Here is a 12,449-nt window from a genome sequence, read left to right on the forward strand (position 1 = left end):
CGACCACCAGCGAACGCAGGATTGCGAAAAAAAGCTACCGGCGCCAGCGCCTTAAAATAAAATTCATCCTGCAAGCCTGGGCATTGCCTGGACGGCGGGATTTTCCGGCACACTGCCGGAGCACCGCGAACATCGCCGGGCGCTGCAACAGCGACCGGCACAGCACAAGGTCACGGCATGGATCACTACGCCCCGCGCAACTGGCAGCCCCACGAAAAGCCCAGCTTGCCCGGTTCCCCCTCGACACCGCTGCACCCCGGCCACAAGCGCCTGGCCTATGCCCTGGTGGGCTTGCTGGTGGCGATCACCGGCGGCCTGGGCAACTCGCTGGTGATCGCCAACCTGCCGTACCTGCAAGGCGCGCTGGGGGCGACCACCGCGGAAATGGCCTGGCTGCCGGCCGCCTACGTGATGACCAATGTGTCGATGAACCTGCTGCTGGTGAAGTTTCGCCAGCAGTTCGGCCTGCGCGCCTTCACCGAAGTGTTCCTGGTGCTTTATGCCCTGGTGACCTTCGGCCACCTGTTCGTCAACGACCTGAGTTCGGCCATCGCCGTGCGCGCGGCCCATGGCATGGTCGGCGCCGCGCTGAGCTCCTTGGGGCTGTACTACATGGTCCAGGCCTTCCCGGCGAAATGGCGGCTCAAGGCCCTGGTGCTGGGGCTGGGCACCTCGCAGCTGGCCTTGCCCCTGGCCCGGCTGTTTTCCGAGGACCTGCTGCAGATCGCCGAATGGCGCGGCCTGTACCTGTTCGAACTGGGCCTGGCGCTGACCTCCCTGGGCTGCGTGTTCCTGCTCAAGCTGCCGCCGGGGGATCGTTTTCGCACCTTCGAGAAACTCGACTTCCTGACCTTCGCTTTGCTGGCCACAGGCGTTGCCCTGCTGTGCGCGGTGCTATCGCTGGGGCGCATCGACTGGTGGCTGGAAGCGCCGTGGATCGGCTACGCCAGCGCCGGCTCCATCGTGCTGATCCTGGCCGGGCTGTGCATCGAACATAACCGCAGCAACCCGATGCTGATGACCCGCTGGCTGGGCAGCGGGGCGATGATCCGCCTGGCCCTGGCGGTGATCCTGATTCGCATGGTGCTGTCGGAACAGTCCACCGGCGCCGTGGGGTTTCTCCAGGCGTTGAACATGAGCAGCGAGCAGATGCGCCTGCTCTACGGGGTGATGCTGCTGGGCAGCATCGCCGGGCTGGCCACCAGCGCGCTGACCATCAACCCGGCGCATCTGCTGATGCCGCTGGTCATTTCCCTGGCGCTGATGGCCGTGGGCTCGGTGATGGACAGTTTCTCCAGCAACCTCACGCGCCCGGCCAACATGTACCTCAGCCAGTTCCTCCTGGCCTTTGGCGGCACCTTCTTTCTCGGCCCGACCATGGTCCTGGGCACCCGCAATGTGCTGACCAACCCGCGCAATCTGGTCAGCTTCTCGGTGCTGTTCGGCATCTGCCAGAACCTCGGCGGGCTGATCGGCTCGGCCTTGCTCGGCACCTTCCAGATCGTGCGCGAGAAGTACCATTCCAGCCACATCGTCGAGCAACTGACCCTGCTCGATCCCCAGGTCCTGGCCCGGGTGCAGAGCGGCGCGGCGGCCTACGGCAAGGTCATCGCCGACCCGGACCTGCGCACCCTGCAAGGCATTCGCAGCCTGGCCAGTGCGGCCACTCGCGAGGCCAACGTGCTGGCTTATAACGATGTATTCATGCTGATCGCGGTGATTGCCGTACTCACCATGCTCTGGATATTCATCCGCAGCCTGTGGCTGATGAGCACGACCCGAGCGGTCGCGCCCGCGGCTCCCGTTCAACAAAGTGGTGCCCCAACTTCATGAGCGAAACCGTCAACCCCACCACCAATGCCATCGCCTCGACTCCCGAGCCCAACGGCCCGCCGAGTCTTCCGGCGACCGAGCCGCGCCCGCTGGCGGTGCGCATCCTCTCGTCCCTGGGCTTTGCCGCCATCGCCATCGTCGGTGTGCTGATCGTGCTCTATGCCTGGCAGCTGCCGCCGTTTTCCAGCGCCATCGAAAGCACCGAGAACGCCCTGGTGCGCGGGCAGGTGACCATCATCGGCCCGCAGCTCAGCGGCTATGTGTTCGAGGTGCCGGTGCAGGACTTCCAGCAGGTCAAGGCCGGCGATCTGCTGGTGCGCCTCGACGACCGCATCTATCGCCAGCGCCTGGACCAGTCCCTGGCGCAACTGGCGGTGCAGAAGGCAGCCCTGGCCAATGCCCTGCAGCAACGCAACAGCGCCGAAGCCACGATCAAGCTGCGCCAGGCCGCTCTGGTCGACAGCCAGGCCCAGGCGCGCAAGAGCGCGGCCGACCTGCAACGCAACCAGGCACTGATTGCCGACGGTTCGGTGTCCCAGCGTGAGCTGGACGTGACCCGCGCGGCCAATGCCCAGACCGTCGCCGCCGTGGCCCAGGCCCAGGCGCAACTGGACATCGCCCGCCAGGACCTGCAGACCGTGATCGTCAACCGCGGCTCCCTGGAAGCGGCGGTGGCCAGCGCCGAAGCCGCGGTGGAGCTGGCGCGCATCGACCTGTCCAACACCCGCATCCTCGCGCCCCGCGACGGGCAACTGGGGCAGATCGGCGTGCGCCTGGGGGCTTACGTCAACTCCGGTGCGCAGTTGATGGCCCTGGTGCCGAACCAACTGTGGGTGATGGCCAACATGAAGGAAACCCAGATGGACAATGTGCGGGTCGGGCAGCCGGTGAGTTTTACCGTGGACGCCCTGAACCACCGCACCTTCAGCGGCAAGGTGCAGCGGATTTCACCGGCCACCGGTTCCGAATTCGCCTTGTTGCAGGCCGACAACGCCACCGGCAACTTCGTCAAGATTGCCCAGCGCGTCCCGGTGCGGATCAGCGTCGACCCGGATCAGCCGGAGCTTGAGCGCCTGCGCCCCGGATTGTCGGTGGTGGTCAGCATCGACACCTCCGTCACGCCTTGATCCCTCTCGCCGCGGATCCTCTGTAGCCGCTGCCGCAGGCTGCGACCGGCTGCGCAGCAGACGCCAAGGATGGCGCCCCACCGCAATGCTCAAGACCAGGGGGGGAGGCCTTGAGACCGCTGAAGGTCCTGCGGACCTTTTCGCAGCCTGCGGCAGCGGCTACAGGGGCGCGGTGCGCGGGAGGTTATGCTGCCTGCATCGGCGGCAAGGTGCCCAGCAACGACACGGCGGCCACCGCCGCCACGCCCAGCAACCACTCCACCAGCACGCTGCTGCGCAGGCTCGACAGGCGCTGGTCGCAGCCGCGGATGCGCAGGCGATTGAACAGCGCCAGCCCGAGCATGCCCGCCACCAGCAGCACCTTGATCAGCAGGATCAGAGCAAAGCCGCTGAACAATGGCGTCGGCCACCACTGTCCGGTGAGCACCCGGACGTTGATCAGGCCGGTGATCAGCAAGCCGCTTACCAGCCCGTAACCCACGCCGCTGAAGCGCTTTAACAAGGGTTCGACAGACAGCCTCGCGGGTTGGCGCAACACCAGCAACAACACCAGCAAGCCCCCCAACCAGATGGCGACACAGCTTAAGTGCACGATCTGATTGAGGATCAGCATCTGCCCCTGCAGCCCATCAAGCATGGCGCCGTGACCCACCGGAGCCAGGGTTGCCAGGAGCAGGGCACCGAGCCCCAGTTGTAGTGGCAGGCTTCGGCCCAGCGGAGTCAGCAGCAGCCCCAGCAACAAGAGGTTGAGCAGCAGGTGCCAGGTCCAGATCTGGCCGAAGAAGGTCTTGCCCAGTACCAACCCCACGGTTGCCGGGTCCAGCGCCGCCGGCCAGGAGCCGGCCATGCTGGCGGTGATCAGCAGCAGCCAGCACAGGCCACTGCAAAGGCCGATCAGCGTCAACCAGCGGCTGAGCCGGTCGAGCTGTCGATGCACGGCGCCATGGCCGTTGTGCGCGGCATCTCGGCCCAGCAACAACGGGCGAAACACCCAGGCGCCGACCAGGGTCAACACCACCGCAAAGTGCACAAAGCGGCACAGCACCAGCCATGACGCCATGGCTTACGGGCTCACCTTGAAGCTGTAGCTGCCTTCGCTCTTGTGGGTGTCCACCGACACCGCGTGCCACTCCACCTTGTACTCGCCAGCGCGCAGCGGCGTGGCGGCCGGGGTGACCACCAGGGTTTTCTTGTCCGTACCTTCGGTGGCCAGGCTTTTCACTTCGAGGGGGGCACCGTCCTTGCTGATCGTCACTTGAGTGAAGGCCGCTTCCACGCCTTCGCTGAACATCAGGCGCAGTTCGTTGGGCGCAACCACGCTGCTGTTGGCCGCCGGGTTCGAGCCTTTCAGGTGGGCGTGGGCGAATACCGAGGAGGCGCCCAGCAGCGAGGCGAGCAGGGCGGTGGTGGTGAAGAGGTTTTTCAGTGACATGAGAGGGTTACCTTTATATAGAGGGCAGGGGCTCAACGATCGGGCAACTGCATGTGGATGATCGGAAACGGCCGGCCTTCGCCATCGGTTTCCGAGCGGCCGCAGTCGACGAAGCCGTAGTGACGGTAAAAGCCATGGGCCTGTGGGTTCTGTTCATTGACGTCGACCTTGAGGCCCGGACGGCGTACATGATCCAGCAGCCGGCGACCGATGCCCTGGCCGCGTTGGGCCGGTTCGATGAACAGCATCTGAACGGTGTCGTCGCTGGTGGCAATAAAACCGCCGGGGCTGGCGTCGGGGTTGTCCCAGACCCAGGTTTCAAGGGCCGGCAGGTAGCTGTCGCGTACCAGCGGGTACAGGCGCTGGATATCGTCTTCAGCAATAAAGTCATGGGTGGCGCGGACCGAACGCTCCCAGAGCGCGGTCAGCAGGGCGTCGTCCGCAGCGACGCGAGGGCGAATCTTCATGGGGGTATTCCATCGGTAACAGGACAGATGGCCGGCGATGGGGCAGGGCCGGCATTCGGGCAGAGACCTGTATGCCCGTGTCGCGAATTAACGCCTGGACGGAGCACCGCAGTGGCTGCTGCAAATGAGCGGGAGGCCGATCCTACCCAATACGTGCGGGCGGCGAAAGACCCATCCAGGCCCGCAATGTCGCAGGCCTGACAGCTCCCCGCAGGGCGCGGGCGGATGCTAGTCTTGCCGCAGACTGTTTTCGTAGGAGCCCTCATGGGCAATCACAAGATCGAGATTCGTCGCAGCAACGTGGAAAAGATCCTCCTGGCGGCCGAGAAAATCTTCGCCGAAAAAGGTTATGCCGGGACCGCCATGGCCGACATCGCCGAAGAAGTGCAACTGCCGCGCTCCAACCTGCATTACTACTTCAGTACCAAGAACGAGCTGTACAGCGCCGTGCTCATGGACCTGCTGGACCTGTGGAAGCAGGACGCCCTGTGCTTTGAAATGTTCGACGATCCGCGGGTGGTGCTCAGCAGCTACATCCGCGCCAAGATGCAGCATTCGCGCAGCCGGCCTTATGGCTCCAAGGTCTGGGCCAACGAGATCATCCATGGCGCGCCGACCCTGGGCGAGGCATTGGATGCCAGCCTGTACGACTGGGCGAAGATGAAGGAAGCGAAGATCCGCCAATGGGTCGAGGACGGGCGGATCCTGCCGGTGGAACCGTCGAGCCTGCTGTACATGATCTGGGCCTCGACCCAGCATTACGCCGACTTCGACCACCAGGTGATGATCCTCAACGACCACCAGCCGCTGTCGGACCTGCAATTCGAACGCGCGGTGCAGACTGTTACCAGCGTCATCCTGCGGGGCATCGGCCTGGAGCCCTGAGCAACACGCGAAGTTGCAATCCCTGTTGACCTCAAGAACGCCGCGAGCGTACCGCTCGTTCGCAGCCTGCGGCAGCGGCTACACGAAAACACCCGACCCCCGCAATCCCTGTAGCCGCTGCCGAGCCTGCGAGGCTGCGAAAAGGCCCGCAGGGCCTTGCTTGACGGTCTCCCGCCACTCCTCTGTTGGCCTCAATAACGCTGCGAGCGTACCGCTCGTTCGCAGCCTGCGGCAGCGGCTACAAGTGGTGCGGTGTTACACGGCTTCGCGGTAGGGGTTGCGCGGGTCGTGCAGCCAGTCGAGGAAGGGCTTGCCCGTGTCCTGGGGCACCATTTCGATGCAGTCCTGCACCGGGCAGGTGATCTGGCACAGGTTGCAGCCCACGCACTCGTCGTCGATCACTTCGTATTTATGGGTGCCGTCGGCCTGCCTGAGGCTGGCAATCGCTTGGTGCGAGGTGTCTTCGCAGGCGATATGGCAGCGGCCGCAACCAATGCACGCCTGCTGGTCGATCTTGGCGATCACCTGGTAGTTGATGTCCAGGTACTTCCAGTCGGTGGTGTTGCCCACCGCGCGCCCGGAGAAGTCCTGCAGGCTGTGGTAGCCCTGGCTGTCCATCCACCGCGACAGGCCGTCCTTCATCTCGTCGACGATGCGAAAGCCATGCAGCATCGCCGCCGTGCACACTTGCACCGCACCGCAGCCCAGGGCGACGAATTCCGCCGCATCGCGCCAGCTGCCGATGCCGCCAATGCCGCAGATCGGCAGGCCGCGGGTCTCCGGGTCACGGGCAATCTCGGCCACCATGTTCAGGGCAATCGGCTTGACCGCCGAGCCGCAATAACCGCCGTGGGTGCTCTGGCTGCCCACCATCGGGTGGGCCACCATGCGTTCCAGGTCGACGCTGGTGATGGAGTTGATGGTGTTGATCAGCGACACCGCATCGGCACCGCCGCGATGGGCGGCGCGGGCGGCCATGCGGATGTCGGTGATGTTCGGCGTCAGCTTGACGATCACCGGCAGCGAGCAATAGGTCTTGCACCAGCGGGTCACCTGCTCGACGTATTCCGGCACCTGGCCCACCGCCGCGCCCATGCCGCGTTCCGGCATGCCGTGGGGGCAGCCGAAGTTCAGCTCGATGCCGTCGCAACCGGTGGCTTCCACCAGGGGCAGGATGGCTTTCCAGGATTCCTCGACACAGGGCACCATCAGCGACACGATCAAGGCGCGATCCGGCCAGTCCTTCTTCACCTGGGTGATTTCCTTGAGGTTGATCTCCAGGGAGCGGTCGGTGATCAGCTCGATGTTGTTGATGCCCATCACTTCCCGGTTCGGTCCGAAATGCGCGGAATAACGGGACGAGACGTTGACTGCCGCCGGGTCCTCACCCAGGGTTTTCCAGACCACACCGCCCCAGCCGGCCTCGAACGCGCGCACCACGTTGTAGGCCTTGTCGGTGGGCGGCGCGGAGGCCAGCCAGAACGGATTGGGGGCTTTGATACCGGCGAAGACAATCGACAAATCGGCCATTTACGCAGCCTCCACATTGAGCATGAGTTGGGCATGCATGGCTTCTGCGGCCAGCTTGCCGTGTTGCACCGCTTGCACGGTCAGGTCCTGGCCGAGGCTGACGCAGTCGCCCCCGGCATAGACCCCGGGAATGCTGGTGCGCAGCCGTTCGTCCACCTGGATACGTTCCCCACAACGCTGCAGTTCCCGCGCCAGTGGATCGGCCAGGGCGCCGCCGTCGAACGACTGGCCGATGGCCTTGAAGATCGCGTCGGCCGCCAGCTCGAAGGTTTCCCCGGTGTGTTGCAAACGGCCCTCGTGCATGTGGGTGCGGGCGAAGCGCATGCCGCGCACCCGGCCCTGGTCATCCAGCAGCACGTCTTGCGGTGCGGCCCAGGTCAGCAGGCGTACCTGATTGGCCTTGGCGATTTCCTGCTCGTGCGCGGTGGCGCCCATGTCCTCGACGCCCCGGCGGTACACCAGATTGACGTCCCGGGCGCCGAGGCGGGCCATTTGCACGGCCATGTCGATGGCGGTGTTGCCGGCGCCGAGGACGATGCAGCGGTCGGCCAGGGGCAACTGGCTGAGGTCGTCGGCCTGACGCAGTTCGCGGATGTAGTCGGTGGCGGCCAGCAGTCCGGGGGCGTCTTCATGTTCCAGCCCCAGCTGTTTGCTGGCGGCCAGCCCGAGGCCAAGGAACACCGCGTCGAACTCCTGATGCAGTTGGCTCAGGCTCAGGTTGGCGCCGAGTTTGTGCCCGTGGCGGATCTCGATGCCGCCAATCCCCAGCAGGAACTCCAGCTCCTGCTGAGCGAAGTCATCCACCAGCTTGTACTTGGCGATTCCATATTCGTTGAGGCCGCCGGCTTTCTCCCGGGCTTCGAAAATCACCACGTCGTGGCCGAGCAGGGCGCTGCGGTGGGCGCAGGACAAACCCGCCGGGCCGGCGCCGACCACGGCGATGCGCTTGCCAGTGGGGGTGGCGCGCTGAAATGGGTGTTCCGTGAAGTGTGCATTGTCCAGGGCATAGCGTTGCAGCAGGCCGATCAGCACCGGCGCGCACTCCTGGGCGTTGTTGCGCACGCAGGCCTGCTGGCAGAGGATTTCGGTGGGGCAGACCCTTGCGCAACTGCCGCCGAGGATATTGGCCGAGAGAATCTTCTGCGCCGCGCCCTGGACGTTGTCGGTGTGGATATTGCGGATGAACGAAGGAATGTCGATCTCGCTGGGGCAGGCGTTGACGCAGGGCGCGTCGTAGCAATACAGGCAGCGCGAGGCTTCCAGATGGGCCTGGCGGGCGTTGAGTGGTGGCGCCAGATCGCTGAAATGGCCGGCCAGGGTGGCGCCGTCCAGGGTCGGGTGGGGCAAGTGGTTCAAGGTCTTGATCACGGTTTTGGCCTCACGGTTTTTCATCTGCCTCTGACGGGCATGGGTGTTCACGAAACTGCTATCTGTCTGCCGTCCTGTAGCCGCTGCCGAGCCTGCGAAAAGGCCCGCAGGGCCTTGCTTGGCGATCTCCTGCCAACCCTCTAGTGGCCGCAAGAACGCCGCGAGCGTACCGCTCGTTCGCAGCCTGCGGCAGCGGCTACACAGAGCGTGGATTGGCATTGGGGCCTTGCGTGACGTTCTTGCGCCGGGATCAGCGTTTGACGGCGGTTGGCTTGTGCTGCTCGGCGCGCTTGCTCAACAGGTCGAACACTGCCGGGTAGGCCGGGCGTTCGATGTAGCGCCCGGCGCCGCGTTCGGCTCGCAGATCGCCGTCGGCCCACACCAGCTTGCCCTGGCTGATGGTGTGGCTGGGCACGCCGCGCACGGTCTTGCCTTCGAAGATGTTGAAGTCCACCTGCTGGTGGTGGGTCTTGGCGGAGATGGTCCGCGTGCCTTGCGGGTCCCAGAGCACCAGGTCGGCATCGGCGCCGACGCGGATCGCGCCTTTGCGCGGGTAGAGGTTGAAGATCTTCGCGGTGTGGGTGGAGGTCAGGGCGACGAATTCCTGCATCGACAGGCGTCCGCTGTTGACCCCTTCATCCCAGAGCACGGCCATGCGGTCCTCGATGCCGGCGGTGCCGTTGGGGATCTTGCTGAAATCATCGCGGCCGGCGGCTTTCTGCTCGGCGCAGAAGCAGCAGTGGTCGGTGGCGGTGGTGTGCAGGTTGCCCGATTGCAGTCCGTGCCACAGCGCTTCCTGGTGACCACGAGGGCGGAAGGGTGGGCTCATCACGTAACCGGCGGCGGTCTGCCAGTCCGGGTCGCGGTACACGCTGTCGTCCAGCAGCAGGTGGCCGGCCAGCACTTCACCGTAGACCGGTTGGCCCTTACTGCGGGCGTAGGTGATTTCGTCCAGTGCCTCTTTGGTCGAAACGTGCACCAGGTACAGCGGCGTGCCCAGGGTTTGGGCGATACGGATCGCCCGGCTGGCGGCTTCGCCTTCCACTTGCGAGGGCCGCGACAGCGGGTGGGCTTCCGGCCCGGTGATGCCCTGGGCCAGCAACTTGCGTTGTAGGTGGTACACCAGCTCGCCATTTTCCGCGTGCACCGTGGGCACCGCGCCCAGTTCCAGGCAGCGCTCGAAGCTGGCCACCAGGGTGTCGTCGGCGGCCATGATGGCGTTCTTGTAGGCCATGAAGTGCTTGAAACTGTTGATGCCGTGGTGCTGTACCAGCTCGGCCATTTCCTCGCGCACCTGCTCGCTCCACCAGGTGATGGCCACGTGGAAGCCGTAGTCGCTGGCGGATTTCTCGGCCCAGCCGCGCCACTGGTGGAAGGCCTCCAGCAACGACTGCTGCGGGTTGGGAATCACGAAGTCGATGATCGAGGTGGTGCCCCCCGCCAGGCCCGCCGCGGTGCCGCTGAAGAAGTCTTCGCTGGCCACGGTGCCCATGAAGGGCAGTTGCATGTGGGTATGGGGATCGATGCCGCCGGGCATCAAGTATTGGCCGCTGCCGTCGAGCACTTCACAGCCAGCGGGAATATCCAGATTGTTGCCGATGGCGCGAATTAGACCGCCTGCGCAGAGTACATCGGCTTTGTAACTTTCATCATGGGTAATAACGGTGGCGCCACGGATCAACAGAGACATTCCGAGTTCCTCGCAGGCATGACCGACTGGTGCCGGTTCTAACTTTTTTATTGAACGCACTGACAACTTAATAATCCTGTCAGCAGTGTCAGGATTAGAAGCTAGCCGGAGTTTAAAGAAACAGCAAGAATATTTTATATAAGCTTATATTCACTTTAACATGTTGAAAAATAACGATAAAAAACACAAATCCGCAAAATGGTGCGGCTCATCACCATTTTGACGCACTTGACAGGATCGAAAAATAGTCGAGATTTCCTATGTCAAATCAGCTGCTTGAGGAGTCGCGAAAAAGACTAATCGATAACTTGAAAAATTAACGTGCACCGCTTTGGGTCCTGACCAAGCGGACAACTTGCCAAACACCCGGCCTGAGTGAGTTGGCAACTAACCGAGGGCTACAAAGTTGGTTGAATAAAACTGAGTGGTATCAGTTGTTTACATGGATTTCGCACACTGTGCAGTAGCGAGTTCGGCCGTAGTTGGCATCTTTATTGATTGCCGCCGCAGATCGCTGGCCAGGAGGGCGGAAGTCGTCAGTTCTCCGGCCATCGTCCGGTGCGCTGTTCCTGAGTGCGCCGGCCTGATGAGCAAAATAATCAGAACAACAGTGGAGCGGCCATGCAACAGATCAGATCCCAGGTGACCGAGCGCGAAGGCTTGTACGAGCTGGACGCCGGCAGCGACGTGCTCGACAGCCCCCGTTACAACCACGACATCGCACCAACCAAGGTCCAGGAACGCACCTGGAACAAATGGCACATCACCGCACTGTGGATCGGCATGTCGATCTGCGTGCCCACCTACACCCTGGGCGGGGTACTGACCGCCTACTTCGGCCTCAGCGTCGGCGAGGCGCTGCTGGCGATCCTGCTGGCCAATATCGTGGTGCTGGTGCCCCTGACCCTCAACGCCTTTGCCGGCACCAAGTACGGCATTCCGTTCCCGGTGCTGCTGCGCTCGTCGTTCGGCATCATCGGCTCCAACGTGCCGTGCCTGATCCGCGCCCTGGTGGCCTGCGGCTGGTTCGGCATCCAGACCATGTTCGGCGGGCTGGCGATCCACCTGTTCCTGGGCTCGATCTTCGAGGGCTGGAAGGCCCTGGGCGGCACCGGCGAGGTGATCGGCTTCATGATCTTCTGGACCCTCAACCTGTGGGTGGTGCTGCGCGGCGCCGAGTCGATCAAGTGGCTGGAAACATTGTCTGCGCCGCTGCTGGTGGCGGTGGGCATCGGGCTGCTGGTGTGGGCCTTGCCCAGTGTGTCGCTGACTGAGTTGCTGGCGATCCCGCCCAAGCGTCCCGAGGGCGCCAGCGTCACCGGTTACTTCATGGCCGGGCTCACGGCGATGGTGGGTTTCTGGGCCACCCTGTCGTTGAACATTCCCGACTTCAGCCGCTACGCGAAAAGCCAGAAGGACCAGATTCTCGGGCAGATCTTCGGCCTGCCGCTGACCATGTTCCTGTTCGCCGCCCTGGGGGTGGTGATGACTGCCGCCTCGGTAAAACTGGTGGGGGTCACTGTCTCCGACCCGGTGAGCCTGATCGGCCACATCCAGAGCCCGGGCTGGGTAGCCCTGGCCATGGCGCTGATCATTATCGCCACCTTGTCCACCAACACCGCAGCCAATATCGTCTCGCCCACCAATGACTTCCAGAACCTGGCGCCCAAGCTGATCGGCCGCACCACGGCGGTGATCCTCACCGGCCTGGTGGGGCTGGCGCTGATGGGCCACGAGTTGTTGAAAAAGCTCGGCCTGCTGATTTCCGACGTCAGTCTGGAGACGGTGTATTCCAACTGGCTGCTGGGCTACTCCAGCCTGCTGGGGCCGATCGCCGGGATCATGGTGGTGGACTATTTCCTGATCAAGAAACAGCGCCTGGACCTGGCCGGCCTGTACCGCGACGACGTCTACCCGGCGTGGAACTGGCACGGTTTCATCGCCTTTGGCGTACCGGTGGCCCTGACCCTGATGTCCCTGGGCAGCAGCGCCTTCAACTGGTTCTACAGCTACGGCTGGTTCACCGGTTCGGCCCTGGGCGGGTTGATCTACTACGGCCTGTGCACCTGGCGCAGCACCCAGGTGGCGACCGCCAAGACCCCAACATGAACACCCAG

At 63.9% G+C, this 12,449-nt stretch carries 10 protein-coding genes; 4 read left to right on the forward strand and 6 right to left on the reverse strand.

Annotation, left to right across the window (positions count from 1 at the left end; translation table 11 throughout):
- The first annotated feature begins 177 nt into the window (after nucleotides 1–177).
- Nucleotides 178–1,833 carry an MFS transporter gene (locus tag PFZ56_RS18555; RefSeq protein WP_110653438.1) on the forward strand — a complete coding sequence of 552 codons (1,656 nt, stop codon included), beginning with the start codon at nucleotides 178–180 and terminating at the stop codon, nucleotides 1,831–1,833.
- Complete coding sequence (locus PFZ56_RS18560) at nucleotides 1,830–2,960, forward strand: HlyD family secretion protein (RefSeq protein ID WP_115582244.1); 1,131 nt, start codon at nucleotides 1,830–1,832, stop codon at nucleotides 2,958–2,960. The genes PFZ56_RS18555 and PFZ56_RS18560 overlap by 4 nt, the downstream gene beginning before the upstream one ends.
- Before the next feature lie 184 nt (nucleotides 2,961–3,144).
- On the opposite strand, the gene copD is transcribed toward PFZ56_RS18560, so the two are convergent.
- The 3 genes from copD to PFZ56_RS18575 are packed head-to-tail and all read right to left on the reverse strand — an operon-like array spanning nucleotide 3,145 to nucleotide 4,859.
- The gene (copD, locus tag PFZ56_RS18565) at nucleotides 3,145–4,020 is read right to left on the reverse strand and encodes a copper homeostasis membrane protein CopD (RefSeq protein ID WP_170003053.1); all 876 of its coding nucleotides are present in this window, start codon (nucleotides 4,018–4,020) and stop codon (nucleotides 3,145–3,147) included.
- 3 nt (nucleotides 4,021–4,023) lie between these two features.
- Nucleotides 4,024–4,392 carry a copper homeostasis periplasmic binding protein CopC gene (gene copC, locus PFZ56_RS18570; RefSeq protein ID WP_102879790.1) on the reverse strand — a complete coding sequence of 123 codons (369 nt, stop codon included), beginning with the start codon at nucleotides 4,390–4,392 and terminating at the stop codon, nucleotides 4,024–4,026.
- 32 nt (nucleotides 4,393–4,424) lie between these two features.
- The gene (locus PFZ56_RS18575) at nucleotides 4,425–4,859 is read right to left on the reverse strand and encodes a GNAT family N-acetyltransferase (RefSeq protein WP_123393292.1); all 435 of its coding nucleotides are present in this window, start codon (nucleotides 4,857–4,859) and stop codon (nucleotides 4,425–4,427) included.
- Between the two features lie 264 nt (nucleotides 4,860–5,123).
- On the opposite strand from PFZ56_RS18575, the gene PFZ56_RS18580 reads away from it, so the two are divergent.
- Nucleotides 5,124–5,744: a TetR/AcrR family transcriptional regulator gene (locus PFZ56_RS18580; protein ID WP_110595756.1), complete on the forward strand. Its 621-nt coding sequence runs from the start codon at nucleotides 5,124–5,126 to the stop codon at nucleotides 5,742–5,744.
- A 255-nt stretch (nucleotides 5,745–5,999) separates the two neighbouring features.
- On the opposite strand, the gene preA is transcribed toward PFZ56_RS18580, so the two are convergent.
- The 3 genes from preA to hydA form a co-directional block, all read right to left on the reverse strand.
- Nucleotides 6,000–7,274 (reverse strand): NAD-dependent dihydropyrimidine dehydrogenase subunit PreA, encoded by a 1,275-nt coding sequence (gene preA / locus PFZ56_RS18585; protein ID WP_170003051.1) that lies wholly within the window; start codon nucleotides 7,272–7,274, stop codon nucleotides 6,000–6,002.
- The gene (locus tag PFZ56_RS18590) at nucleotides 7,275–8,642 is read right to left on the reverse strand and encodes an NAD(P)-dependent oxidoreductase (protein ID WP_170003093.1); all 1,368 of its coding nucleotides are present in this window, start codon (nucleotides 8,640–8,642) and stop codon (nucleotides 7,275–7,277) included.
- Between the two features lie 250 nt (nucleotides 8,643–8,892).
- Nucleotides 8,893–10,332 carry a dihydropyrimidinase gene (gene hydA / locus PFZ56_RS18595; protein ID WP_102879786.1) on the reverse strand — a complete coding sequence of 480 codons (1,440 nt, stop codon included), beginning with the start codon at nucleotides 10,330–10,332 and terminating at the stop codon, nucleotides 8,893–8,895.
- 621 nt (nucleotides 10,333–10,953) lie between these two features.
- Between hydA and PFZ56_RS18600 the strand changes: the two genes are divergently transcribed.
- Nucleotides 10,954–12,441 (forward strand): NCS1 family nucleobase:cation symporter-1, encoded by a 1,488-nt coding sequence (locus tag PFZ56_RS18600; protein WP_170003050.1) that lies wholly within the window; start codon nucleotides 10,954–10,956, stop codon nucleotides 12,439–12,441.
- Nucleotides 12,442–12,449: the final 8 nt, after the last annotated feature.

Source organism: Pseudomonas danubii (assembly GCF_042980055.1).
In the GTDB taxonomy this organism is placed as follows: Bacteria; Pseudomonadota; Gammaproteobacteria; order Pseudomonadales; family Pseudomonadaceae; genus Aquipseudomonas; species Aquipseudomonas danubii.